This is a genomic window from Hydromonas duriensis (assembly GCF_004363775.1).
Lineage (GTDB): Bacteria > Pseudomonadota > Gammaproteobacteria > Burkholderiales > Burkholderiaceae > Hydromonas > Hydromonas duriensis.
On record NZ_SNZE01000002.1, the window covers coordinates 30,686 to 56,621 of the forward strand.

Below are 25,936 nucleotides of genomic sequence, written 5' to 3' on the forward strand. Positions count from 1 at the left end.
TTTAAAACTCATTTCCCAAAAAACGTTTAAATGCGGTCACACCTGTAGGCGTTGTTTTGAAAACCCCCGCGTGCATTAAAACCTGCTCGAACACACGCCCAACTTCCGTGCGCAAAAATACTTGGGCCGATGTATTTGGCTGATAACCTTGTCGAATATGCTCAAACCACTCCGCGTGAGCCGAAAGCTCTGGATACGCATTCAAATCTTGTTGATTCTCTAAGCACGTCTGCATCACGTTTAACGCTGTGGCCAAGCGGTCTGGCAAAACCGCTAAACCCATAACTTCAATCAAGCCGATGTTCTCTTTTTTGATATGGTGCAATTCACGGTGCGGATGAAAAATGCCCAATGGGTGCTCGACAGATGTACGGTTATTGCGCAAGACTAAATCCAACTCAAAAACGCCGTCTCGTTGACGTGCAATCGGTGTGATGGTGTTATGCGGCGTATCGCCTGTAAAAGCGTGAATATCTACCGACTCATCGCTGTAGTTGCGCCAGTGGTGAAGCAGTTGGCTGGCGACGGTCTTAATGCCCTCTTGATTTGCACTGCTCAAACGCACGACGGATAGTGGCCAATGCAATATCTGCACAGTCAAATCGCTGTATTGACTGGATATTTGACTGTGAATCACGCGCGCATTGGCCATAGCGAACGTATGACGTCCGCCTTGAAAATGGTCATGACTTAAAATAGAGCCGCCCACAATCGGTAAATCGGCATTTGAACCCATAAAATAATGCGGATATTGCGATACAAACGACAATAACCGCTCAAAGGTCAATTCAGAAATGGTCATCGGTTCATGTGTTGCTTTCAAAACAATGCAATGCTCGTTGTAATATTCGTAAGGTGAATATTGCAAAAACCACGGTTCATCATTCAAAGACAGAGGCATTAAACGCAAGTTGTGCCGTGCAGGATGATTCACGCGCCCCGCATAGCCTTCATTTTCTCGACACAACACACACTGCGGATAGTTTTCGCTCGCCTTCGCGCCTTCGGCAACAATCGCTTTAGGGTCTTTTTCGGGCTTGGATAAATTAATCGTGATGTCCAAATCGCCGAATTCGCTTGGATAAGTCCATCTTAAATTTTTAGCCACCCGCGCCACGCGCACATAATTACTCGCCCGTGAGTGTTGATAGAATTCGCTGGTCGCTTGCACGGGTGACTGTTGATAATTCGATGCAAATCGTGCTTGTACAACCGAAGGCGGCGGCAGTAAACAATCCATCAAAGCGGTATCAAACAAATCTTTTTGTGTAATACCATCATTGGGCAACACCTGATGCTCGACAGCGTAAGTCAACAATCGGTCGAGAACCTGTTGTATTTGCCCAAAAGCAGGTGTATCGACAGAAGCCATCGACTCAACCCATGTGTCAATTTTTAACAGACTCATCAAACGATGCCGCACATAAAACACATCACTTGGCTGACACAAATTCTGCGCCACACCATAGTTCACCAACCGCGCAATGTCATCACAGACCATCAAACTGCTCCCAAAAACCGTGCACCTTCACCAATACTGACATCGTAAAATGTTGCGCTTAAACCCGTTTTAGCTTGGTAATCTGAATTCACTTGTGCTTTAAATGTGTGAAGCGCATGGGTTTTAACAATCATGACGGTACAGCCGCCAAACCCCGCTCCCGTCATGCGAGCACCAACAGCGCCATGTGTCCAAGCGGCATCCACCAACGCATCCAAATGCTCACCCGTCACTTCATATAAGTCACGCAAAGACACATGCGACGCATTCATCAAACGACCAAAAGCCGCTATGTCACCGCTTTTAAGCACGTTGACGGCCTCTAATGTGCGTTGATTTTCAGCCACAGCATGTAAAGCACGTTGGCGTTGCGTGGTATTTGTCATTACATCGGCATGATGTTCAAACTGCTGGAGGCTCAATTCACACAAGGCTTTAATCGGTAAAACGGTTTGCAGAGCAGCCAAGGCAGCATCGCATTCAGCACGGCGTTCATTGTATTTTGAATCGCTTAACTCACGCCGTTTGTTGGTGTTGGCAATCAATAACGTATGTTCCGCCCCCAAATCAAGGGGCACGTATTGGAAGTCCAAAGTATGTGTGTTCAATTGCATCGCATGCATCGCTCGCCCCATGCCGCTGGCGAATTGATCCATGATGCCGCAGTTCATGCCATTGAATTGATTTTCAGCCCGTTGAGACAATTTAACCAGCTCAATTTGCGGCCAATTCAGCTCAAACATATGATTGACCAGTACCGCAGTCACCAATTCAATTGAGGCCGATGAAGACAAACCCGCACCATTCGGAATGTCACCAAAAAATAAAATGTCTAGGCCATGCTCAATCGGCGCACCATCATCTAGCATCATTTTAAACACACCCGCTGGATAATTGGCCCAATCATTTTTTTCATCATACAGCAACGCATTGAGTGGCAAATCAAGCACACCTAACGCTGAAAAATTATCCGAATACATCCGCAAGCGCTTATCTTCTCTGACACGCACCAGCGCGTATGTACCGACATTCAGCGCACATGGAAAGACGTGACCGCCATTGTAATCAATGTGTTCGCCAATCAAATTCACACGGCCTGGCGCAAAGAACGCATGCGTCGCCTTTGCATCAAATTGCTGTTGAAATATTGATTGAAGGTGCTGTAAAAGGTTTTCCGAGTTTTTCATAATTTTTTCAAAAAAAGAAGGCGTTGATGTCTGCACCAACGCCTTATGGCGACCCACAATCATACACTTGCTTGTTAGACTTAAAGGGCTTTTAAGAAAAAGCCCTTTGTCGTCAAATCAGATTCGATTGCAGATAACAAACCTGATTTGCCTCATCTATGTTTTAGTTTTTCTTCAAATACTTGCGCGTATCAATCGCTACCGCTGCAATGATAATCAAACCTTTGATAATGTACTGCCAATAAGGGCTGACGCTAGAGAAGTTCAAACCATAGCTGATAATTTGAAACATTAAAACACCAATAATAACGCCACCAATTTTACCAATACCGCCTGTAAAAGACACGCCGCCGACCACACAAGCCGCAATCGCGTCTAATTCATACATATTGCCCGTATTATTGGTCGCTGTGCCAATGCGAGCCGCTTCTAAAGTACCCGCGAAACCATACAATACGCCAGCCAAAGTGTACACACCAATCAATGTCTTTTTAATATTTACACCTGAAACAATCGCTGCTTCAGGATTACCACCCACGGCAAACATATTTTTACCAAACCGTGTTTTATTCCAAACAATCCACATCACGATGGTGGTGAGTACCGCATACACCAACAAATAAGGCAGACGGAAACCACCTAAGTCAATGCCGCCCTGAGCAAACTCAGTAAAACTGGGAATAAAGCCGCCAATCGGTTGAGCGCCATTGGGTTCTCTATCAACGTACATTGATGACAAACCATATACAATCGTCATTGAACCCAGCGTGGCAATGAACGGCGTGACTTTTAAATGCGCAACAACAACACCATTTAAAAACCCTAAGAAGCCGCAGACGATACACGCGATAATTAACGCCACAATAATGAACTGGCTGGATAACACGGGCGGAAGACTTTGATACATGCGGCTCACGTTCTCAGGTGACTGCAACAATGACGCTGAAATCACCGCCGCCAATCCGACTTGGCGACCTGCCGACAAGTCCGTGCCTTGTGTGACAATCAAACCCGCAACACCAAGGGCGATGATGATATTGGTTGAAGCTTGAGACAAAATATTGCTGACATTGGTCAAAGATAAGAATGCAGGATCTTTAATCACAAAGCCAATTAATAACACCAACATCACTAAGATAATCGCATTATCCATCAATAACTGACTGGTACTTTTGCGTGTTAAATCTCTACTCATTTTATTCTCCTGAGTTATAAATATTTGGCGGATAAAGCCATGATTTCTTCTTGGTTGGTTTTTGCTGTTTCAACAATACCCGCCACACGACCATTGCTCATGACAAGAATGCGGTCGGTTGTACCAATTAATTCAGGCATTTCTGATGAAATCATAATAATGCCTTTACCCTTACTGGCCAAATCATTCATCAACTGATAAATTTCATATTTAGCACCAACATCAATCCCACGCGTCGGCTCGTCAAGCATCAACACTTCAGGCTCGGTCAATAACCAGCGGCCCAAAATAACCTTCTGCTGATTACCACCAGAAAGCGAACCAATCGCGGTTTTTTGCGTGGGTGTTTTTACGCTCATGGAATCAATGACCCATTTGGTATCTTTACCGCGCTGTGAATCATTGAGCAAGCCAAACTTGCCAATGTATGAATTGAGGTTGGCAATGGTGGCGTTAAATGCAATGTCCAAAATCCCAAAAATACCAGTTTGACGACGTTCTTCTGTCACTAACGCCAGTCCATTGGCAATTGCTTCTTGTGTGTTGCGGTTGGCAACCACCTTGCCATGCACTTTAATTTCACCCGCCGCATAAGGACGTAGGCCAAACAAGGTTTCCACAATCTCTGTGCGTTTTGAACCCACTAGACCTGCGATACCCAGAATCTCACCTTTATGCAAATTGAAACTCACATCGTTAATCGATGGTTGATTCACCGCCGTTAAACCCTTAACCTCCAAAATGGTTTCACCAATATTGTTATTTTTAGGCGGGTATCTATCCGTTAAATCACGCCCCACCATCAAATTAATGATACGGTCCATCGTCAACGCTTTGGCAGGCTCAGTGGCCACCCATTTGCCATCGCGCATAATCGTCACATCGTCAGAGATTTTTAAAATCTCTTCCATTTTGTGAGAGATATAAATCACGCCTACGCCACGGGCTTTGAGCGTATCAATAATTTTAAACAGATGATTAACTTCTTTTTCAGTAAGGGACGAAGTGGGCTCATCCATCACTAAAACTTTTGAGTTGAACGACACCGCTTTAGCGATTTCGACCATTTGCATTTCCGACACCGATAGTTTTTCGACTTTGGTTCTCGGGTCGATATTGATGTCTAACGACTCAAAAATTGTCTTGGTGTCGTTATAGGCTTTCACTTCGTCTGTAAAAAGCCCTTTTTTTGGAAAACGTCCCAGCCAAATATTGTCCAAAATACTGGCTTGGCGCACTTGGTTCAACTCTTGATGCACCATTGCCACGCCTTGCTCAAGCGCTTGTTTGGCTGAGATGAACTTGATGGGTTGACCCTCTAAAAAAATTTCGCCTTCGTCTGGATGATACATCCCGAACAGGCTTTTCATGAGTGTGGATTTTCCTGCACCATTTTCGCCCATCAGCGCATGCACCGTACCAGCACGCACGGTCAAGCTGACTTTATCAAGGGCTTTAACGCCAGGAAAGGATTTTGAAATATTGCGCATTTCAAGCAACTGCGCTTTTTTATCGCCAGCATGCTGGCTGCTGTTTTGGCTCATCAGACACTCCTCATTCCACGCTCTATCTTTGTTTATTTTTTTATAAAAACAACACACGCAGATTAGTGACAACAGAATCCGTACAAAAACAGGGAGCCTCAAGTACTCACGCTCATCAATCGGCTATCATTGACAACCAAGCATCTCAAACTCATCTTTAACTAAGCTTTAAACGAGCCATGCTGCCATGCTGTACGGATGACGAAAAAGAGGATGCATTGACTGCATCCTCTAATTCTTGACACAAACTAATTGTAAGCGTCTTCTGCTACTTTCAAATTGTCTTTATTAATCAAAACATAAGGCACACGAACTGATTTTTTATCATCAAATTTCCAAGTCGTGCCATCCAATGGGTCTTTGCCGTTGGCTGCATTCAAAGCCAATTGGAATGTCGCCAAACCTTGATTTTTTGCATCGTTCAGTACAGAACCGACCATCACGCCTTCTTTGATTTTTGCCAAAGCATCTGGAATGGCATCCACGCCAACCACGGGCATGAATTTCTTAGGATCTTTAAAGTAGCCTTTGCCTTGCAATGCATTGATTGCGCCCAAAGCCATACCATCATTGTTGGCAATCACGTATTCAATTTTATCGCCATGTTTAGCCAACCAAGCATCCATCAAGTTATTTGCTTTAGCCGTATCCCACATGCCTGTTTGCAATTCGAGCTGCTCTGTTTGAACGCCTTCTTTGTTCAGCTCATCAATGACAAATTTTGTACGCGCTTCAGCATCTGGGTGGCCTGGCTCACCTTTTAACAGTACAAATTGAATTTTACCGTCTTTATTTTTATCCCACTCTGGGTGAGCTTTCCAAGACTCGGCAATCAATTTACCTTGCATAATGCCTGACTCAGACGAAGTCGTACCAACATACCAACATTTTTCACAAGACTTCAACACATCAGCCATTGGTTCTTTATTAAAGAAAACCACAGGAATTTTTGCTGCTGATGCTTTGCTCACAATGGTTGCTGCCGCTTGTGGGTCAACCAAATTAATCGCCAATACTTTTGCACCTTTAGCAATCAAAGCGTCCACTTGACCGTTTTGTTTGCCTTGATCATTTTGAGAGTCTTGCATTGATAATTCTGCTTTGCCGCCAGCAGCACCTTCAATCGCACGACGCACGAACGACATGAAGTTATCATCGTATTTATAGATGGTCACGCCCACCAAAGGCATTCCAGCTGCAGCGGGCGCACCTGCTGCAGGTGCTGCATCTGCTTTTTTCTCTGGTGTTTTTTGACATGCCATCAAAGTCACTGCACTTGCCACTGCCAAACCCATTGCTAACATTTTTTTCATCATAGTCTCCATTGTTACAATCAAAAATAAAACAGACAACACCATCCTTTGACGCATGCCACCAGTTGCACAGCAGCTGATAGGCAGAACAGTAAAGCCTCAATCATTATGGGTACAACTGTTTTTTTATGCAACAAAATCATTCCACAATGTGTGAGAATGATTTTGTATTGAGTCTCGTTGTCGCAGGCAAGCTTGTAAAACAGCCACACAAGCGGCTAACGATGGCGTATTAAGCAACAGCTTCATTCATCTTGTCAACATTTAATTGCTGAAAAATACAAATTTTTTACGCTTTTGTTCATCTATTTAAACAGCGGATAAAGTGCTTGGTATATCTTTTTATACTTATCATAACGCGCCAATAACCCGTCTGAGCGAGAGCGGTGTTTATAGGTATTGGCAATCGGAGGTTTTTGACACATCTGCGCCTCTGAACACCCAGCAGCCATCGCCCCCAAACGTGCAGCCCCTAAAGCTCCTCCCGCTTCGCCTCCAACATGCGTATGAATCGTCACTTGCAGGACATCTGCAAGCAATTGCGCCCAATACGCGCTGCGTGCACCACCCCCAACCAAAGACAATTCGCTAACGGTCGTACCCGCTGCACGTAAAGCATTTAAGCCATCGAGCAAACCAAAAGCCACGCCTTCAAGCACAGCGTAACCCATATGTGCCTGTGTACAATCATGGCTCAAACCAAAAAACACACCCTGCGCGTGTGGGTCGTTATGCGGCGTGCGCTCACCCGATAAATAAGGCAAAAATATCGGCGCAGCACTTAAATCTACAGTGTGTTCAATATCCGACAGCAACTCGGTTTCATGTAAATTCACTGTTTTACAAAACCACCTCAACGCACTCGCGGCGGACAGCATGACTGTCATTTGATGCCAACGGTTCGGTAAGGCGTGACAAAAAGCATGCACCGCATCATTAGGATTCGGTGAGTAACGCTCATTGACAACAAACATCACGCCCGATGTGCCTAGTGAGATAAAGCCATCGCCATCATTAACCGCTCCGATACCAACGGCACTGGTGGCATTATCTCCCCCGCCCCCTGCGACAATGATGCGCGCCGACAAGCCCAACTCCGAAGCGACGGCGGGACTAAGCTGCGCCGAGGGTTGATTGCCTTCAACCAACCGAGGCATATTTGCCCGCGTCAAGCCACACGCCCCCAATAACTCATCGGACCAATCTCTTTTCGCGACATCAAGCCATAAAGTACCTGCCGCATCAGACATGTCACTCACGGCCTCACCCGTCATGCAGTAACGAATATAATCTTTAGGCAGGAGTACTTTATCAATACGGGCATACAGTTCGGGTTCATGTTTTTTGAGCCATAATATCTTGGGCGCGGTGAAACCTGGCATCGCTAGATTGCCAGTTATGTCCAAAAAATTAGGAATTGAACGCGCCAGTTCTTCGCATTCGTCGAAGCTGCGCACATCGTTCCATAAAATCGCTGGGCGCAGCACTTGCCCGTGTTTATCTAACAACACCGCACCGTGCATTTGCCCAGATAATCCAATGGCACGTGCCTGTTTATACGCGATAGGTGACTGTTCTGATAATTTGGCTAAAGACGCTCGCATGGCCTGCCACCAATCAGCTGGATTTTGTTCAGACCACATGGGCTGAGGCCTCGACACGCTCAACGGCACACCACAACTGGCCTCAATCTGCCCATTTTCATTCATTAATAACGTTTTTACTTCTGACGTCCCAAAATCAATACCTATAAACATGACAAGCCCCTCGATTCATTTAATGATTTAATTTTATGATGGATGCAGCCTCAATGCACTCCTAAATTATAGGGCATTCAAGGCTTTAAATAACCGCTCATCGCTTCATGTCTAAAAATAATCAATTGATAATAAATAGTTTATATTGACAATTAATTGGTTTAGAATCAAAAACAAATACAAAAAAAGAGACAAATATCATGGCCTTCACCAGCAACCACAGCGATTTAAAACACATCAATCGACTTGCCGTCATTAACTTGGTTAAAACCCAACCAGGTTTATCGCGCGCAAGCATTGCCAAGCAAACAGGGTTAAACAAATCAACCATTGGCAAACTGGTACAAGACTTACTTGATGAACACTGGCTGGAGGAAGAAAATACGCCAACACCGCTTGATGGTGCAGGCCGCCGTCCAACAGGATTAAAACTCAAGAATAAAGTCCTAGCGCTCATTGGGGCTGAAATTGGCGTTGATTTTTTGACGGTGTTGGCCTGTACCATCACTGGAGAAATTCTGTTTAACAGGACAGTCCCTTATGTGCACATCGACACAAGCGACACGCTCAATCAATTAACAAGCCTACTTGATGAGGCTTGGGGCATCATGGACGACACTGGGCATCACGTATTGGGCTTAGGGGTCGCCGTGCCAGGGCTCGTCAATGCGACCGATGAAAAAATCATTACATTGCCCAATCTCAATTGGCACGATTTGAATTTAACAGCATCAATTGAACAACACTTGCATGATAAAAATCGACCGCCCATCCCTGTCAGCATCATCAATGATGCGAATGCAGCCGCATTATCTGAATTCGTTTTCGGGCACAGCCAGTATCGACGGCATGCACTGATTTACTTCACCATCGGCGTCGGTTTTGGCGCAGGCATCATCACCGATAAGGGACTATACAAAGGTCACGACGGCTGCGCGGGGGAAATTGGGCATTCAACCTTACAACCCATCGGAGGCCGACAATGCGCCTGCGGTCAATTTGGCTGCGTTGAAACATTGGTCTCTCAACGCGCCCTTAGCCATGCAGCCACAGATGATAATCAAATACTGTCAATAGACAATTTGCAGCAACGACTCGCCCAAGGCGATGAAAAAGTTCAGCAAGGCTTAGAGCAAGTGGCATTTTTTTTGGGCATCGTCATGCGCAATATCGCCAATATTTTAAATCCGAAAACGATTGTCATTGGCGGCCCCATGAGTCAATTTGGTAATCAACTCATCCATCCCGCGATTGAAAGTCTCAAACAACACACGGGGCGCAATCTTGGCTTGCCGAATGTGCAATTGTGTGAATTTGGCATCAACGCGGCCGCCCTCGGTGCGGCCGCCGCTGTCCTCAATCAATTATTAGAACCAATTGGCACGCCAACGCACTTAAGTCACAAAGGTTTAATGAGATAAAAAAAGAAAAGCATTCAGCTTTTCTTTTTTTGACGCTCTTAGCGACCTATCAACCAACTATCAACTATCAACGAGTTTAACGGTCTATCAGCACACCACTGCGATTCATAGCCGATACCACCGCCAATAGCGACGCAGTGACAATATTTTCATGAATCCCCACGCCATACGCGGGCGCAAAATCAGCATGCGCAACCTGAACATAGCACGCTGCCTGAGCATCCTCACCCGTTTGGTCACTGTGAATATCATGTTCAGAATAATGCGCGACAGAAAACTTAGTGCCCAATTTTTGGTTCAAAGCATGTACAAACGCAGACAAAGGCCCATTGCCCGTCCCCTCAATCACAGTGCTTTCACCCTTAATTTCAATCTGTGCCCGTAAAGTTTCAACACCCGTGTGATGCGAGATGGTGTGGTCAATGTATTGGATGGGCGTAGCGCGCTCGACGAACTCATCCACAAACACTTGATGAATCTGCTCACTATTTAACTCTTTACCCGTTTCATCAGCCAACACCTGTACAGCGCGTGCCACATCGACCTGCAAAATACGGGGCAGCGTCAACCCATAATCACGCTCAAGTAAATAAGCCATCCCGCCCTTGCCTGATTGCGCATTAACACGAATGACAGCTTCATAACTGCGACCCAAATCAGCTGGATCAATCGGCAAATACGGCACTTCCCACATGATGGTCTCACCATTGGCAGATTGTTCACGGTCTTTTTGGCGCGTTAAACCTTTTTTGATGGCGTCCTGATGCGAACCTGAAAAAGCAGTGAAGACCAATTCGCCCGCCCAAGGATGACGCGCACCAACAGGCAACTGCGTGCATTCTTCGGCGATGCGAATCACCTCATTAATATTGGAATAATCCACCCCTGGATGAATGCCTTGAGACCACAAATTCACCGCCAAATTAACCAAACACACATTGCCTGTGCGCTCGCCATTGCCAAACAAACAACCTTCCACTCGATCCGCGCCCGCCAAAATGGCCAACTCTGCACAAGCCGTTCCCGTGCCACGGTCATTGTGTGGATGCACACTGATAATCGCTGACTCACGGTTGTCCAAATGCCGATGCATCCATTCGACCTGATCTGCAAAGACATTCGGCGTGGCCACCTCAATCGTGGTGGGCAAGTTCAAAATCACTTGATTCTCAGGCGTCGCTCCCCACTCTTGCATGACGGCTTCACAAATTTCTTTAGCAAAATCAAGCTCAGTCATGCTGAAAGTCTCGGGTGAGTACTCTAAACGCCAGTTTGTCTGTGCTCGCACATCCGCTGGCAATGCCGCCAATGCTGCTTTAATGTCTTTAATGCCATTGACTGCAATTTCGATTGTTTCAGCTTTGCTTTTGTTATACACCACTTCTCGAAACAAAGGGCTCGTTGCATTGTAAACATGCACGATGGCGTTTTTAGCACCCACCAACGATTCAACCGTACGATTAATTAAATCCGTGCGAGCTTGCGTCAATGCTTGGATGCTCACGTCCTCTGGAATACGGTTTTCTTCGATAAGTCTGCGCACAAAATCAAACTCGATTTGTGACGCCGATGGAAAACCAACTTCAATTTCTTTGTAACCCAACTGCACCAACAAATCAAACATTTTGAGTTTTTTATCAATATCCATCGGGTCAATCAGAGACTGATTACCATCGCGTAAATCGGTACTCAACCAAATCGGCGGCTTGACGAGCACATTATCGGGCCATTGACGATTGGGCAAATCAATTTGTGGATATGGACGGTATTTTTTGGATGGGTCCATTGTTTTGAAGGTGGTATTCATCGAAAATCCTTAGATTTACAGTGCTTGCTAGGGGTGTCCTCGCAAAACAGTTATCAATCAAAAACAACAGGTCTTGTTGCTCTTGAACCAAAACAAATGCATAAAACAAAAAACCTCGGCACAGCATTTGCTGAATTAAGCCGAGGTTTGATGCTAAACGGTAAAACTTACACAGTGGGTTTCACGAGCGCAAACAACGGCTGGCTGCTTAGTAATAAAGCAGCCAGCGAAAGTAGTAAAGCGAATGTGTTCATCACCGTTATCATGGGCTTCACTATAAATCAGAACTTCATAAATTTCAAGCTTTTATGTTCATCTGCTCGTTTTCGTTTAAAAATCACGCTTCGATGACAGTTTGAACGTACATGTTTAAAAAATGGGTGCTTTAAACTTTAAACTGGGCGCCCCATAGTCAAGCCAACTGACAACACATCAATCAACGCCAACTGCAAAATTCGTGTCAGCATGGCGGGCTTGGTTTGCCGCTCCTCATCCGTGTTAATGACGATGACTGCATCCGACTTACGCGCCAAAGGGGTTTTAGCAGGAGCAAGCGATAAAATTGTTGCCCCTTCTGCTTTAGCGAGATTCGCTGCCTCAATCAACTCGGGGGTTTGCCCTGATCTCGATATAAACATCGCCACATCTTCCCGCCCTAAGCGAGCTGCGCATAGACTCATCATGTAAGCATCGGTTCGCGCCGATGCGTTGATACCTGCACGAATCAGCTTATATTGGGCATCATCCGCGACAGAGGATGAGCTACCTAAAGCAAACACATCGACTCGGCGTGCAGTTTTTAGTATGTCAATGGCTTTTTCAAGCGAGCTCGGATTGATTTCTTCACGCAAGCTGAGTAAGGCATTGGCGGTATTACCCAACACCTTTTCACTGATGCTGCCGATGCTGTCGTCTTGTTCAACCTGTGTAAAGCTGATGGTTGAATCCGCATTTAATGTACCTGAAAGCTTCAACTTAAAATCATGCAAACCCTCACAGCCCAAACTGCGACAAAATCGAATCACGGTCGGCTGGCTGACTTGAGCCGCTTTAGCTATTTCAGTGATTGGGCTACTGACAAACAGGCGCGGGTCTTTTAAAACCAACTCGGCCACTTGTGCTTCGGAGCGGCTTAAGTGCAAACGTGCACTTTGAATGCGCATCAACATGGCGCCCGCGTTAGTCACAACGCCTATTTCAGGATGTTTTTGTACACGTGTCATACCGTTATCTCTCTTTTTTTGTTGTGTAATCACTGCGCATACTGCCCATGCTGCCACTGCTAATGAAAACAATCAGAAGTTTATTCTAATTGTGTTTAATTCAGTTTTTTGGTGCGAACATATTGTATCGCCTGACTTAAAAAAAGTGAATCCAATGAAAATAATATATTTTTAATTTTATTTATAAAAAACCTGTGCAAAAACACAGGTTTTTTAATCCAATTTTAAACTTAAAGCTCTTCATGCCAGTTAAAACCGTCACGGGCAACTAAAGCATTGGCAGCGGGCGGCCCCCAAGTACCTGCCATATAAGTTTTTGGAATCACATTCAAATCCTGCCACGCATTGATAATCGGCTCAACCCAACGCCACGCCTGCTCTTGCTCATCGCGGCGCACAAACAAACCAAGCTGACCATTAATCGCATCCAGTAACAAACGCTCATAACCGTCCATGCGACGCTCTGAGAAAAAGTCCTCGGAATCCATATCCAAATGAACGGGGGCTAAACGCATTTGATTTCCTGGGCGTTTTGATAAGAAATACATTCTTAAAGACTCCTCAGGTTGCAACTGAATCACCAAGCGGTTGGAGCCAGCAGGCACACCACCTAACAACTCATAAGGTACAGGCTTAAATTGCACGACGATTTCCGCCATGCGTTTTGGCATGCGTTTGCCTGTACGCAAGTAAAAAGGCACCCCAGCAAAGCGCCAACTATTTATTTCGGCTTTTAATGCCACGTACGTTTCCGTCGTGCTGCCTTTTTTAATACCCTCTTCTCCTACATACGCTGGAACTTCTTTACCACCAACTGTGCCTGTGGTGTACTGACCGCGCACCACATTGTGCAACACCTCATCTGGCGTCATTGGCTTAAGCGAACGCAACACAGCGAGCTTGGCATCACGAATCGCGTTTGCATCCATAGATGCAGGTGGCTCCATCGCCACAATACACAACAATTGCAATAAATGATTTTGTACCATGTCGCGAATGGCACCTGTTTCATCATAAAAATCGCCACGTTTTTCGATGCCCAATTCTTCAGAAATGGTAATTTGCACATTTGCAATTCGCTCACGCCGCCAAATCGGTTCAAAAAAACTGTTGCCAAAACGCAAAGCCATCAAGTTTTGTACCGACTCTTTGCCTAAATAATGGTCAATACGGTAGATTTGATTTTCTTCGAACGCACGACCAATCACATCATTGATTTCTTGGCAAGACTGCAAATCATGCCCAAGCGGCTTTTCAACCACGATGCGCGCGTTTTGATTCAAGCCATGATGAGCCAAACCTTGACAAATCGGCTCAAAAATCGAAGGCGCAGTGGCAAGGTAATACACGCGCTCATCGTTGTTTTCGTCCAGTTTGGTTTTTAGTGGGATGAAACTATCTAAGTTATTGGCATCTAGCTTCAGATAATGAATGCGCGTCAAAAAAGCCGCCCACTGCGCGTCATCTAAGCGTTCTTTAACGTACCCTTTTACATTGTCGTTCATCCATGCGCGATAGGAGTCATCCGAAAACTCACTGCGCGCGACACAAATCACACGGCTGCTGGGTTTAAAACCACCATCCACGTAACTTTGATACAACGCTGGCAACAGTTTGCGCATCGTCAAGTCACCTGTTCCACCAAACAAAACCAATGAAAATGCGGGAGTATTCATAAAAAACCCTTTCTAATTTCCTTTTATTAACGCGCTATAAATGTCTCGTGAACAGAAATATGCCGCAAAATGTAGGAAAAGTAAATATATTTTGACAATTTTTTTTAGTTTTACTACAATCATCTTCACCGTTAGCAGCAGATGCATTAACACGCATCATATAACGATTTGAATTCACTCACTCACGCCCTTTTAACGAAAAAAGGACAACATTTTTTTAAATGTATTGATAATATCGCTCAATCGCTCATAATCAACAAGCCAGCAAACACCGCGATTAAGACTCAATACATGACATACACTATCCGAGATAGTGCCATATAGCATTCCCAAGAGGAGAGGACGACATGACCCAACCACTACATCCCGCCATCGCCCGCATCACCACGCGACTTGCTGAACGCTCGAAAGACAGCCGCGCACGTTACCTCTCTCGCATCGCCACCAGCGGCCAGCTCAAACCCTCTCGCGAGCAGATGGGTTGTGCCAACCTTGCACATGCCTACGCGGCGGCGGGCAAAGACCAGTTGCGCTTGCGCGTTGAACGCCAACCCAATATTGGCATCATCACCGCGTACAACGACATGCTATCGGCGCATCAGCCTTACGCCCAATACCCTGACCGCATCAAAACCAAGGCTCGCGCCCTCGGTGCAACCGCGCAAGTCGCAGGTGGCGTACCCGCGATGTGCGACGGCATCACTCAAGGCTATGCGGGCATGGAGCTGTCTTTATTTTCACGCGACGTGATTGCCCAAGCCACAGCAATAGGTCTGTCACATCAGGTATTTGATGCTGCCTTAATGCTCGGTGTATGTGACAAAATTGTGCCTGGTTTACTCATGGGTGCTGCTGCATTTGGGCATTTACCTGCGATTTTTGTACCCGCAGGACCAATGACCACGGGCATTGCCAATGATGCCAAAGCCAAAGTGCGCCAACGTTATGCCACAGGCGACGCAACCCGCGAGGAGTTACTTGAGTCCGAGTTGAAAGCCTATCATTCTGAAGGCACCTGCACGTTTTATGGCACGGCCAACTCCAACCAGATGATGCTTGAATTTATGGGCTTGATGTTGCCAGGCAGTGCATTTATCAACCCAAACACACCTTTACGCGCCGCCTTGGACGATGCCGCCGTCGCGCAAGCGCTCGCCATCAGCGGCAAACCCGAGTACAGCATGGCGCAGTTGCTCAATGAAAAATCCATCATCAATGGTGTGATTGGTCTGCTCGCCACAGGCGGCTCAACCAACCACACCTTACACATCGTTGCCATCGCCCGCGCCGCAGGCATCGAACTGCGCTGGGAAGACATGGACGAACTCGGCCAAGTGATTCCATTGCTCGCACGGGTATATCCAAATGGTTCAGCCGATGTCAATCAATTTCATGCCGCTGGCGGCTTAGGCTACGTCATCGACCAACTGCGCCAACAAGGCTTACTGCATGACGACGTCAACACCGTGGTCGGTCACGGCATGGCGGCCTATACACAAGAGCCTTATTTAGCCAACGGCACACTCGCTTGGCGCGCGGGCACAGACAAGAGCCTCGACGAAAACATTATCCGTCCCATCGGCAACCCTTTCGCTCCTGACGGAGGCTTAAAATTACTACAAGGCAACCTCGGTCGTGGCGTGATAAAAACCTCTGCGGTTAAAGCCGAACACCGAATCATTCACGCCCCCGCCAAAGTATTTGAAAGCCAAGCCGCCATGCAAGAGGCGTTTAAAAATGGCGAATTGGACAACCAAGATTTTGTTGCCGTTGTGCGTTTTCAAGGGCCCAAAGCCCTCGGCATGCCCGAATTACACAAACTCACACCGCCACTTGGTGTACTACAAGACCGCGGGCAAAAAGTCGCCCTCATCACCGATGGCCGCATGTCGGGCGCATCAGGCAAAGTCCCATCCGCCATTCACCTCTCACCCGAAGCTTTGGACGGTGGCTTGATTGCCAAAGTCATGGACGGCGATATGATTACGCTTGATGCAGTTACAGGCGTAGTCAATTTAGAAGTGGATGCCGCCACCCTCGCCGCCCGCCCCAATGCCACGCGACCACACGTTGAAAGTGAAAACTGGTTGGATATGTTCGCTGTCGCCCGCGACAATGTGGGACGTGCGGAATTGGGCGCGACGTGGTTAATAAAAGATAGCGACATTTAAACTCGTAGGGTGGGCACTACCCACCACTCATGAAAGCACCAAACAATATTATCGGTGGGCAATGCCCACCCTACATCACAAAGGAGACATCATGCAACAACTCAAAGCCGGACTCGCCCAATGCAAAATCGTTCCCGTCGTCGTCGTTAAAGACCTCGCCCACGCAGTACCACTCGCCAACGCACTCGCCAACGGCGGCTTAACCGTGGTTGAAGTGACCATGCGCACGCCTGCGGCGCTTGACGTCATCAGCGCGATGGTTAAGGCACGCCCAGACCTCGTCACTGGTGCAGGCACGGTGCTCAACGCGCAGCACTTGCAACAAGCGCGAGACGCAGGGGCGAACTTTGGTGTTTCGCCCGGCACCAGCCCTGCCTTGCGCGATGCCATTCTCGCTTCAGGTTGGAACTTTATCCCTGGCTGCGCCACGCCGTCCGAAGCCATGACTTTGGCGGATGCGGGTTTTGAAGTGGTGAAACTATTCCCCGCCGAAGTGGTCGGCGGCTTAAACATGCTCAAATCACTCGCCGCGCCATTGCCACACATCAAATTCATGCCCACTGGCGGCGTGCGTCTCGAAAAAGTCGCGGAATACGTTGCACAACCCAACGTCGCTGCACTCGGTGGCACATGGATTGTGCCGCCCGCGTTGCTCGAAGCGGGAGACTTCGCGGGAATTGAGAAACTCGCGCGTGAGGCGTATGAGGCGGCTAGCCAAAACTAAGCCAAAAAAACATAGGCAGAAATCAATCTTTCCACTTATGCTTCTCGTCTACATGCACAAACTATCTTGGCTATGAGAAACGACATACATTTAGATCAGCTATCTACACTTGAACTGCTCAAACTACAAACACAGGCTATTCAAGAGCTACGTAAGCGAAACATTGTGCGAACAAAAAACAACCCCATCGGTGATTATGCCGAATGGTTGGTTGCGCATACGTTTAAGTTAACTCTAGTTAACAATTCCACATCTGGGTTTGACGCATTTGAGTTCGATACAAATGGCCATCAACGCAAAATTCAAATCAAAGCACGACGCATCACATCTGAGAGCCCCTCTCGGCAACTCAGTGCCATTCGAAACCTAGGTGCAAATGACTTTGATGAACTCTATGCTTTAATCTTTGATGAGGATTTTGAATTGTTAGAGGCCTATGCCATTCCACATCACATTATTCAAGAATATGCCAAACATAATAAACATACCAATTCACACATCCTACACTTAAAAGGGACTTTATTGAGAGACTCGAGAATAAAAGACATATCAGCATCACTGCAAAAAGAACATCAATCAGCATGACACAACCCATCTCAAACCTCCCCACCCTGCTGCGCAGCATGTCCCCGACACTCCATGATGACGTATACGCGTATTGCGCCGCACCTCATGATTTTGACCTTCGGACGATTAATTTTGTCGGCGTATTTCGTGAAGTCGAAGGTCTGACTTTGATTGTGAGCGAGGCAGAGGCGATGCGCTTAGAGTTGCCCATTGTGTTTCGTTGCGCATGGATTTCACTTACCGTCCATTCTGATTTACAGGCAGTCGGTCTTACAGCGGCTTTTGCTGCGGCTTTGGGCAAGGCGGGCATCAGTTGTAATGTGGTGGCGGGCGTGTATCATGACCATATTTTTGTGCCTTACGCGCTGGCCGATGCGGCGATGGAGGCACTCTATCATTTGCAAAAGGACTCTTCATGACGTTTACTTCAATTTATGGACAAGCCCCTGAAACACGCTCAGGTTTAGCCGAGTCGCCCGTTTGGGATGACCACGCATTGTGTTGGTATTGGATTGACATTCCTAAGCGGTTGATACATCGACATGATTTGAATCATGCGCACACCGTCTGGCAACTCCCCCAAAACGAGGCACATGACCCAGGGGCTTTGTGCATCGCTGAAGATGGTCAATTAATGTTAGCGTTACGAGCAGGATTAGCATTGTTTGATACCGCTGCGCCCCAAGGTTTGATTGAACCGAAGATTTTCATTGAAGCCCCTTACGATACGAGCACCATGCGCTTTAACGATGGCGGTGTGGATGCACAAGGGCGATTCTGGCTAGGCACGTTGTTTTCACCGAAGACCCATGCGGGCGCATCGTTGTTTTGTCTCGACAAAGGCAGGTTACACGCGGTGCTGGGTGAACACGCGAATGATGCGCCCTACACCGATTGGGGCGTGACCACATCGAATGGCTGGGCGATGTCATTGGATGGAAGCCACATGTTCCATGCCGACACTCAAGCGCATGCGGTGTACCGTTACGATGTCAACCCAGAAGCCCCCATCACTCACGCCTTATCGAATCGCACGGTGTTTTACCATACGCCCAACCAACAGGCCTCGAGCGAAGCAGGTATCGCTTACCAAGGTCGCCCAGACGGGGCCGCAGTGGACCGCGAGGGGATGTATTGGAATGCGCAATTCGAGGGCGGACACATTTTGAAATTTTCACCCAGTGGCGATATTTTAGAACGCATAGCCCTGCCCGCTCGTTGCCCAACAATGCTGTGCTTCGGTGGCGAAGACCTTAAAACCATTCTCATCACAACCACAGGTAATCGGCCTGAAGCGGAGCTGGCCGAGTACCCGAGTAATGGTTTGATTTTAACCATGCGCAGTGAAATTGCAGGCTTACCGACACGACGATACCAATTTCGCTGATAAAAAATACTGTGGAGTGCTGCTCAGTGGCATTCCACCTTTTTAAAGTCGCTCGCTCACCGCACGTCCTGCTGCAACACCACTCGACCATGCCCATTGAAAGTTATATCCCCCCAACCAGCCTGTGACATCGACGACTTCACCGACAAAATACAAACCATCGCATAGTTTCGATGCCATTGTGCCATTGTGCAGCTCTTTGACGCTCACGCCGCCGCGCGTGACTTCGGCTTTTTTATAACCTTCTGTGCCACTGGGCATCAATGTCCAATGGTTAAAATGCTGCGCCAGTTGTCGCAAAACTTTATCCGATACGTCGGCCCATTTATGTTTAGCATATTTTTCAAATTCAGGTCGAGTCAAGATGTGGTTCAAAAGCCGTTTAGGTACGTTGGGCAATAATTGAGACAACGCCGTATCCAATTGAATTTTGGCACCCAGTTTACCATCGCATAAAAGCTGCTCGAGATGAGCATCCGATTGTATATTAAGGGCGATGCTCGTATTGGCTTGCCAATAACTGGAAATTTGCAAAACAGCAGGCCCTGTTAAGCCTTTATGACTGAACAAAATGTCTTCATCAAAAGACATGATTTTTTTACCCTCACCCGTACTGATACGAACAGGCAAAGACAAACCTGCCAATTCAGCCCAGCCATTTTTTGACCACTCAGCAAAAGTCAAAGGCACGAGTGCGGGCGCAGTAGGCACGATGGTGTGTTTAAACTGCTCCGCCAGAGCATAGCCAAAACCACTTGCACCTATCGCGGGAATTGACAAACCACCCGTAGCAATAATGAGATTGGCACAACGCCAAGTACCCGCCGTGCTGGTGTCCAGCTCAAAGCGCATGCCCAAGCTGTCATTTATCATTCGCACACCCGTCACCGAACAACTGGTTCGCCATTGGACATGCCCTTTATCGCATTCGACCCGCAGCACATCAATAATATTCTGCGCAGAATCATCACAGAACAACTGCCCCTTGTGCTTCTCGTGATAACGCACCCGATGCGCTCGTAAGATATGCATAAAGTCTTGTGCCGTGTATGCAGACATGGCAGGACGAACAAAACGCGGATTTTGTGACACAAAAAACGGCGAAGCATCGCTGCCATCTAAAGCCATATTGGTGAAATTACAGCGCCCCCCGCCAGAGATTCGGATTTTTTCCCCGATTTTAGCCGCATGGTCAATCAGCAAAACTTTAGCCCCACGCTGCCCAGCAACCGCCGCAGCCATCATGCCCGCTGCGCCTGCACCGATGATGATGGTGTGAATGGATTGTTTCATTAGACACCAAGTATTAAAAATAATCTGAGCATTCTACAGTAAAGCCTAGCCTGATATGACGTGAAGATGAGTGTAATCCCGATTCTCAGCACCATGTCAAAGTAGAATTTAAACTACTTCAATCATGTGCCTTGGCGAAAAAGTAGCGATGGCAAAATGAGGTCTCACCTTGTTGTAAATTCAAAACCACAGTGTCGCCAAGTGTTTGGTTCGGGAATTTTTTTATGTTACTTTTATTTTTTAGCGCTGCATCAGGATAAACTTTCGCAAATATTAATGCAGATGTACGGCTTCACATACTTGTCGACTCATGCCTTTCAAAGGGACTTGTTTGAAACTTTTAAGCTGCTCTAAACTAATCTTGCAGTCCATTCCTTCAATTTCATTGGTGCTGTCTCTTATGATTATTGCGTGCTCAAACAGTTTAAGATAATCGCTCATGGCTTGTTCCAAAAGCAGGTTTGAAGGGTATTGTTCACGCGAATAACAGCTCAGCAGACTCAACCATTTTTCTTTAGTTTTTTCACCAACAGCACTTACAAATATTTTCCCTGTATCTGGTCCCAGTTTAACTTTATCCCAAGCATAAACATCTTTGCTTCCATTGTAACTTTTAAGATACTCAATTCTACATGCTTTAGGTACGAAGCTTAGCATTCGGCCAGTCTTATTTGATTTAGAATCAGTCGGTATCTTGGATAACTTACAATAATCTTTTCCATAGCTTGATAATGCTTGATACAGCTTCTCTAGGCTAGGCGAATCAAGAAAATAATTCTTTTTTGTCATTTGCTGGATAAGACATCCACTGTATCCCCAAGACCAAGGCTCATCACCAGACTCACCGAACCATGGCGAATATGCTGAGAAATTACTGAATAAACCGATATTACGCAGAATTTTTTCTCTAAACTCACTGTATTGCTCCTTCACCTCAATTTCATTCGGAGGACTGCTACTAGCGTAATTTTTGTCATAAAAATGATAATGTGACAACACGTCGATTACATAACTAGGTTCAGGTTGTTTTGACATAACAGTTTGGGGTAAAAGCAAAATCGAGCCAATCAAACCAATGAGCCAAATTTTTAGCATAAACATATTTAACCCCTGTTAAAAATATGAGAAGTCAGCTGAAATATCTGCTTCAGTACTATGCTCAAATAAATCTTTCTCGTTATTTTAATGACAGGCTGGTTGCGCAAACTCGGCTAATAAGCACCGTCGCAAGACGCATCAAAGCAATTGCCATCGATGAGAGCAAACATAAATTTGTGCTTTATTTAAACTTTTTAATGACGCTCATCACCACACCCACTACGGTAATGATGCTGCCATAGCCAGGGCGTAGAATCGGAAAGTCGTCGTTTTCAGGGTGAAGCTCAACACCTGTGGCCGTGCGCACCAAACGCTTAACAGTGAACTCCCCATCCAGTTCAGCGACCACAATATCGCTATGTAAAGCCTCAACTGAGCGGTCAACAATGAGAATATCGCCCTCATCGATACCCATTTTAATCATAGATTGACCTTTGACGCGGACAAGTATGGTTGCGGCCTCATTGCTGATGAGATACTCATTCAAGTCGATATAATCGTCGAGGTAAGGCGCGGCTGGCGACGGGAAGCCCGCTTGCACGCCCTCAGTGGCTAGGGGTATTTGCATGTGTGTTTTAGCCATGACGTGCATGACATCGGCGGGCAAGTTGCCTTTATACGTCGCTATCACTTTGTCGATATGGTCGACCAGTTTGATGGGTACACGTTTTACAATTGTGTCCTCGCCCTTTTTGCGCCCTGCGCCTTTGCGTGCGCCGCCATGTTTATTCTCGGACATTTTCACCACCTTTGAAATATGTTTTGCTTTTCAAGAGTATAGTCAAAGTCGTTTCAAAATGACAATTGTTTTATTAATATTTATTTTTGCGACAACTTACCAATCAGATTGATTCAACGAATAAAGGTGTCAAATACCGCGCACCATTTTTTAGAATCACTGTGCGCCAGCCCTTTGTAGTTAGACAGCGTGCCATTATTACTGCTATTTCCAATCATACCCCCTCCATCACGCATTGTAAGGGGTGACCATGCGCACGCGAATATCGCGCAACACGCATCACCTTGGTTTCCGCAACATCACGCGGATATTCGCCACACACGGCTTTACCTTCATGATGCACTTTCAGCATAATCTGCTCTGCTTCTTCAGCATTTTTGTAAAAAAAATCAGTCAACACCTCAACCACAAAATCCATTGGGGTGTAGTCATCATTAAGCAACCAAACTTTGTATAAAGGAGGCGGCTCAACTGCCACCGTCCGCTCAAGTTCCAAAACATCGCCATGTCCTTGACTTTGCTGTTCTCGTGTTACATTTTCATTACTACTCATACAGCCTCTTGTACCGTGTTTGACATTTTATGCACACTGAGGTGCAATTCAACAATCTAAATTGGACTCATGTTAACTCAAAAATAATATTTTTGCTCCAAACCAAAAACAAAAACGCATTCAAACCCGCATATTTTTCGGCTATTTCTTACGAATAAGAATTAAATAACGGGAAACCTGCATAATTTCAACGTTTTGACTTGACAAGACTGATAAAAGCGTCAACAATCATAACATGCGTGAACAAAAGGCACGCAGAAGTGGTTCTCAAGGCTTGACAGATGGGTATTTCCTAAAGTTGGCGGAGGATGTTTAATTGGTTTTTTTTAAAGGGATGGCTACGTATTATGGCTACCGGTACAGTAAAATGGTTCAACAATAGCAAGGGTTTTGGCTTCATTACTCCTGATGGCGGCGGCGAAGATTTGTTCGCTCACTTTTCTTCAATCACAATGGATGGCTACAAAACATTGCGCGAAGAACAACGTGTAACTTTTGACATCGTTGATGGTCCAAAAGGTAAACAAGCTGCAAACATCAAAGAAGCGTAATTTTTACGGTTTTTGTAAAACGTCTGAAGTTATTTTCAGGCGTTTTTTTATATCTTGTCCAAACTCAACACTAACAATATAATAACTTGAAACTGTGAAACTGCTTAAAAAACATCACTTAGACAAAAATACTTACCACCAAGTGTAAAAATCACCACCAACTTAGCAAACTTGTGTAATAATGCTCGCTGTTGTCTCGACAACATTCGTTTCATCGTCCCCAGTTTTTGCTTTGCGCTTATTATATTGAGTTTTACAGCATGTGCAAATTTAAGTTTGCATTTATATAAGCCCACATCTTATACTTTCTCATTTTGAAGAGAAGAGTTCCTTATTCTGACGGTCGATGTATTTTTTGATTCGTCAGTGCGTCTACCACCGCATTTTGTTCGCTTTATTGATGTTTATATCATAAACATTGATGTTTTTTGCGTGCGTGACAAATTTATAAGGTCACTTATTGTGTCAAATACTTCTTTTTCAAAACCTTCTTCTGAAGCCATTACGACAACAGCCCCAACAATCACTACTTTTGCTGAAATGAACTTGGCACAGCCATTTTTAGATGCAATTAATGTATTGGGTTTTACCGCACCAACGCCCGTACAAGCACACGTTGTACCTGCAGCCTTATCTGGCGGGGACTGGATTGTGGCTTCGCAAACAGGCAGTGGTAAAACTGCAGCATTTTTACTCCCGACCTTACAACAGACTTGGAATGCCCTACGCAGCGGTACAAACAACCCTTCTGACGCTCCTTACACACTGATTTTATGCCCAACGCGTGAGTTGGCTCAACAAGTTGCAGCGGATGCAATTAATTTTGTCAAACAAACAAAAGGTATTCGCATCGCGACCGTTGTTGGTGGCACACCGTATCATAAACAACGCAGTGCACTCAAAGGTGCTCATTTGGTCGTAGCAACCCCAGGTCGCTTGCTCGACTGGATTCAACAAGGTGGCATCAACTTATCTCGTTTACACACTTTAGTGTTAGATGAGGCCGACCGCATGTTGGATTTGGGCTTCATGGACGAAATCACATCGATTCACGAAGCGTGCGAACATCGTCAACAAACTTTGATGTTCTCAGCAACCTTCACCGCTCGTGAAACTCGCTTGGCGGGTGCTTTAATGGCTGAGCCTCAACGAATCACGTTGGCGACCGCTCAAGAAAAACACACAAATATCACTCAACATTTACAGTGGGCGGACAATAGCCATCACCAACATCAATTGTTGATGCACTGGTTGGCACAAGATGACTTGACTCAAGCCGTTGTTTTCGCTTCGACTCAAGTCGAAACAGACCGCTTGGCTGATGAATTGGTTGCTCAAGGCATCTCCGCCTCCTCTTTGCATGGCGCCATGCCGCAGGTTTTACGCAATCGCCGTTTAGACGCATTGCGTAATGGTCGCACTAAAATTTTAGTGGCCACGGATGTTGCAGCACGCGGCATTGACGTACCGAATATCAGTCACGTTTTCAATTTTGGTTTACCCATGAAAGCTGAAGATTATGTGCATCGTATTGGCCGTACAGGTCGCGCGGGTCGTGAAGGTGTATCTGTTACCTTTGCACAACGCCAAGACACCCATAAAATTCGCGCCATTGAGCGTTACATCAACCGCTCTATTAACGTCACCACAGTTGCGGGTTTAGAACCACAAGTTTCGGCAGAAGAATACCGCGCACGCCAAGGGCGAGGCAAACCGCAACGTGGGCGTAGTGGTGCAAACTCTCGTGGACACTTCAACGACCGTAACGAGCGCAGTTATAGCCGCCCGTATGATGCAAAACCTCGTGGTGATTTTGGTGCGCCCCGCCGTGAGTTTGACTCAAAACCACGCGGCGAGTTTGGAGCACCCCGCTCTGAGCGCGCGGATCGTCCACATTCAGATCGTTTTGAACGACGCGCCCCTCATGCGGGTGAGCCGCGCCGTGCATTTGGTGGCGATAGCGCACCTCGGACTGAACGTGCTCCTCGTCGTGATTTCGATAAACCTCGCAGCAGCTTTGGTGATGCACCTCGCCGTGAGTTTGACAAGCCTCGTCGTGATTTTAGTGCGCCCCGTACAGACCGCCCTGCTGCAGACCGTCGCCCTTCTTTTGGCGATAAACCTCGCAGTAATGAAGGCGGCTATGGCAAGCCACGTGCTGCACGTAAATCATCGTACTAAATTAAAACCCATACCATCATCATGTTTTTATGGCGATGGTACCCAAAA

The 25,936-nt window shown here is 46.3% G+C and carries 21 protein-coding genes; 8 read left to right on the forward strand and 13 right to left on the reverse strand.

Annotated features, from left to right (window positions below; translation table 11 throughout):
* Position 1 precedes the first annotated feature (1 nt).
* The 6 genes from DFR44_RS01350 to xylB form a co-directional block, all read right to left on the reverse strand.
* Complete coding sequence (locus tag DFR44_RS01350; protein ID WP_133618920.1) at positions 2-1,501, reverse strand: UDP-glucose--hexose-1-phosphate uridylyltransferase; 1,500 nt, start codon at positions 1,499-1,501, stop codon at positions 2-4.
* The gene (locus DFR44_RS01355; RefSeq protein WP_133618921.1) at positions 1,501-2,688 is read right to left on the reverse strand and encodes a galactokinase; all 1,188 of its coding nucleotides are present in this window, start codon (positions 2,686-2,688) and stop codon (positions 1,501-1,503) included. The genes DFR44_RS01350 and DFR44_RS01355 overlap by 1 nt, the downstream gene beginning before the upstream one ends.
* A 163-nt stretch (positions 2,689-2,851) precedes the next feature.
* Entirely contained in the window at positions 2,852-3,883 is a 1,032-nt protein-coding gene (gene mglC / locus DFR44_RS01360; RefSeq protein WP_133618922.1) for a galactose/methyl galactoside ABC transporter permease MglC, read from the reverse strand.
* Positions 3,884-3,897: 14 nt separating this feature from the next.
* Positions 3,898-5,427, reverse strand: a complete 1,530-nt coding sequence (gene mglA / locus DFR44_RS01365) for a galactose/methyl galactoside ABC transporter ATP-binding protein MglA (RefSeq protein WP_133618923.1) — start codon at positions 5,425-5,427, stop codon at positions 3,898-3,900.
* A 248-nt stretch (positions 5,428-5,675) separates the two neighbouring features.
* Positions 5,676-6,740, reverse strand: coding sequence for a galactose/glucose ABC transporter substrate-binding protein MglB (gene mglB / locus DFR44_RS01370; protein ID WP_133618924.1), 1,065 nt, complete (start codon positions 6,738-6,740; stop codon positions 5,676-5,678).
* A 305-nt stretch (positions 6,741-7,045) separates the two neighbouring features.
* A complete protein-coding gene (gene xylB / locus DFR44_RS01375; RefSeq protein WP_133618925.1) occupies positions 7,046-8,497 on the reverse strand; it encodes a xylulokinase in 1,452 nt (483 codons plus the stop codon).
* 200 nt (positions 8,498-8,697) lie between these two features.
* Between xylB and DFR44_RS01380 the strand changes: the two genes are divergently transcribed.
* Positions 8,698-9,918, forward strand: a complete 1,221-nt coding sequence (locus tag DFR44_RS01380) for an ROK family protein (protein ID WP_133618926.1) — start codon at positions 8,698-8,700, stop codon at positions 9,916-9,918.
* A gap of 76 nt (positions 9,919-9,994) precedes the next feature.
* Here DFR44_RS01380 and leuA read toward each other — a convergent pair whose 3' ends face one another.
* The 3 genes from leuA to zwf form a co-directional block, all read right to left on the reverse strand.
* A complete protein-coding gene (gene leuA / locus DFR44_RS01385) occupies positions 9,995-11,725 on the reverse strand; it encodes a 2-isopropylmalate synthase (protein ID WP_246012013.1) in 1,731 nt (576 codons plus the stop codon).
* A 392-nt stretch (positions 11,726-12,117) separates the two neighbouring features.
* Positions 12,118-12,948, reverse strand: coding sequence for an SIS domain-containing protein (locus DFR44_RS01390; protein ID WP_133618927.1), 831 nt, complete (start codon positions 12,946-12,948; stop codon positions 12,118-12,120).
* Between the two features lie 230 nt (positions 12,949-13,178).
* Positions 13,179-14,624, reverse strand: a complete 1,446-nt coding sequence (zwf, locus tag DFR44_RS01395; RefSeq protein ID WP_133618928.1) for a glucose-6-phosphate dehydrogenase — start codon at positions 14,622-14,624, stop codon at positions 13,179-13,181.
* A 347-nt stretch (positions 14,625-14,971) separates the two neighbouring features.
* Between zwf and edd the strand changes: the two genes are divergently transcribed.
* From edd to DFR44_RS01420, 5 genes are all read left to right on the forward strand, one after another.
* The gene (gene edd / locus DFR44_RS01400) at positions 14,972-16,795 is read left to right on the forward strand and encodes a phosphogluconate dehydratase (protein WP_133618929.1); all 1,824 of its coding nucleotides are present in this window, start codon (positions 14,972-14,974) and stop codon (positions 16,793-16,795) included.
* A 91-nt stretch (positions 16,796-16,886) separates the two neighbouring features.
* Positions 16,887-17,519: a bifunctional 4-hydroxy-2-oxoglutarate aldolase/2-dehydro-3-deoxy-phosphogluconate aldolase gene (gene eda, locus DFR44_RS01405; RefSeq protein WP_133618930.1), complete on the forward strand. Its 633-nt coding sequence runs from the start codon at positions 16,887-16,889 to the stop codon at positions 17,517-17,519.
* 72 nt (positions 17,520-17,591) lie between these two features.
* Complete coding sequence (locus DFR44_RS01410; protein WP_211336878.1) at positions 17,592-18,104, forward strand: DUF6998 domain-containing protein; 513 nt, start codon at positions 17,592-17,594, stop codon at positions 18,102-18,104.
* Positions 18,101-18,505 carry an ACT domain-containing protein gene (locus DFR44_RS01415; RefSeq protein WP_133618931.1) on the forward strand — a complete coding sequence of 135 codons (405 nt, stop codon included), beginning with the start codon at positions 18,101-18,103 and terminating at the stop codon, positions 18,503-18,505. Before DFR44_RS01410 ends, DFR44_RS01415 begins: the two co-directional genes overlap by 4 nt.
* Positions 18,502-19,473: an SMP-30/gluconolactonase/LRE family protein gene (locus DFR44_RS01420; protein WP_133618932.1), complete on the forward strand. Its 972-nt coding sequence runs from the start codon at positions 18,502-18,504 to the stop codon at positions 19,471-19,473. Before DFR44_RS01415 ends, DFR44_RS01420 begins: the two co-directional genes overlap by 4 nt.
* Positions 19,474-19,515: 42 nt before the next feature.
* Here DFR44_RS01420 and DFR44_RS01425 read toward each other — a convergent pair whose 3' ends face one another.
* From DFR44_RS01425 to clpS, 4 genes are all read right to left on the reverse strand, one after another.
* Entirely contained in the window at positions 19,516-20,766 is a 1,251-nt protein-coding gene (locus DFR44_RS01425) for a BaiN/RdsA family NAD(P)/FAD-dependent oxidoreductase (RefSeq protein ID WP_133618933.1), read from the reverse strand.
* Between the two features lie 273 nt (positions 20,767-21,039).
* Positions 21,040-21,867, reverse strand: a complete 828-nt coding sequence (locus DFR44_RS01430) for a hypothetical protein (RefSeq protein ID WP_133618934.1) — start codon at positions 21,865-21,867, stop codon at positions 21,040-21,042.
* Positions 21,868-22,045: 178 nt separating this feature from the next.
* Entirely contained in the window at positions 22,046-22,603 is a 558-nt protein-coding gene (locus DFR44_RS01435) for a LexA family protein (RefSeq protein ID WP_133618935.1), read from the reverse strand.
* A gap of 214 nt (positions 22,604-22,817) precedes the next feature.
* The gene (gene clpS, locus DFR44_RS01440) at positions 22,818-23,156 is read right to left on the reverse strand and encodes an ATP-dependent Clp protease adapter ClpS (protein ID WP_133618936.1); all 339 of its coding nucleotides are present in this window, start codon (positions 23,154-23,156) and stop codon (positions 22,818-22,820) included.
* A 347-nt stretch (positions 23,157-23,503) separates the two neighbouring features.
* Between clpS and DFR44_RS01445 the strand changes: the two genes are divergently transcribed.
* Both DFR44_RS01445 and DFR44_RS01450 read left to right on the forward strand, forming a co-directional pair.
* Positions 23,504-23,707: a cold-shock protein gene (locus DFR44_RS01445; protein ID WP_133618937.1), complete on the forward strand. Its 204-nt coding sequence runs from the start codon at positions 23,504-23,506 to the stop codon at positions 23,705-23,707.
* Between the two features lie 462 nt (positions 23,708-24,169).
* The gene (locus DFR44_RS01450) at positions 24,170-25,888 is read left to right on the forward strand and encodes a DEAD/DEAH box helicase (protein WP_246012014.1); all 1,719 of its coding nucleotides are present in this window, start codon (positions 24,170-24,172) and stop codon (positions 25,886-25,888) included.
* Positions 25,889-25,936: the final 48 nt, after the last annotated feature.

Coding starts and splice junctions, on each gene's coding strand:
- DFR44_RS01350 (WP_133618920.1), bottom strand. CDS start 1,501: ATGGTCTGTGATGACATTGCGCGGTTGGTGAACTATGGTGTGGCGCAG.
- DFR44_RS01355 (WP_133618921.1), bottom strand. CDS start 2,688: ATGAAAAACTCGGAAAACCTTTTACAGCACCTTCAATCAATATTTCAA.
- mglC (WP_133618922.1), bottom strand. CDS start 3,883: ATGAGTAGAGATTTAACACGCAAAAGTACCAGTCAGTTATTGATGGAT.
- mglA (WP_133618923.1), bottom strand. CDS start 5,427: ATGAGCCAAAACAGCAGCCAGCATGCTGGCGATAAAAAAGCGCAGTTG.
- mglB (WP_133618924.1), bottom strand. CDS start 6,740: ATGAAAAAAATGTTAGCAATGGGTTTGGCAGTGGCAAGTGCAGTGACT.
- xylB (WP_133618925.1), bottom strand. CDS start 8,497: ATGTTTATAGGTATTGATTTTGGGACGTCAGAAGTAAAAACGTTATTA.
- DFR44_RS01380 (WP_133618926.1), top strand. CDS start 8,698: ATGGCCTTCACCAGCAACCACAGCGATTTAAAACACATCAATCGACTT.
- leuA (WP_246012013.1), bottom strand. CDS start 11,725: ATGAATACCACCTTCAAAACAATGGACCCATCCAAAAAATACCGTCCA.
- DFR44_RS01390 (WP_133618927.1), bottom strand. CDS start 12,948: ATGACACGTGTACAAAAACATCCTGAAATAGGCGTTGTGACTAACGCG.
- zwf (WP_133618928.1), bottom strand. CDS start 14,624: ATGAATACTCCCGCATTTTCATTGGTTTTGTTTGGTGGAACAGGTGAC.
- edd (WP_133618929.1), top strand. CDS start 14,972: ATGACCCAACCACTACATCCCGCCATCGCCCGCATCACCACGCGACTT.
- eda (WP_133618930.1), top strand. CDS start 16,887: ATGCAACAACTCAAAGCCGGACTCGCCCAATGCAAAATCGTTCCCGTC.
- DFR44_RS01410 (WP_211336878.1), top strand. CDS start 17,592: ATGAGAAACGACATACATTTAGATCAGCTATCTACACTTGAACTGCTC.
- DFR44_RS01415 (WP_133618931.1), top strand. CDS start 18,101: ATGACACAACCCATCTCAAACCTCCCCACCCTGCTGCGCAGCATGTCC.
- DFR44_RS01420 (WP_133618932.1), top strand. CDS start 18,502: ATGACGTTTACTTCAATTTATGGACAAGCCCCTGAAACACGCTCAGGT.
- DFR44_RS01425 (WP_133618933.1), bottom strand. CDS start 20,766: ATGAAACAATCCATTCACACCATCATCATCGGTGCAGGCGCAGCGGGC.
- DFR44_RS01430 (WP_133618934.1), bottom strand. CDS start 21,867: ATGTTTATGCTAAAAATTTGGCTCATTGGTTTGATTGGCTCGATTTTG.
- DFR44_RS01435 (WP_133618935.1), bottom strand. CDS start 22,603: ATGTCCGAGAATAAACATGGCGGCGCACGCAAAGGCGCAGGGCGCAAA.
- clpS (WP_133618936.1), bottom strand. CDS start 23,156: ATGAGTAGTAATGAAAATGTAACACGAGAACAGCAAAGTCAAGGACAT.
- DFR44_RS01445 (WP_133618937.1), top strand. CDS start 23,504: ATGGCTACCGGTACAGTAAAATGGTTCAACAATAGCAAGGGTTTTGGC.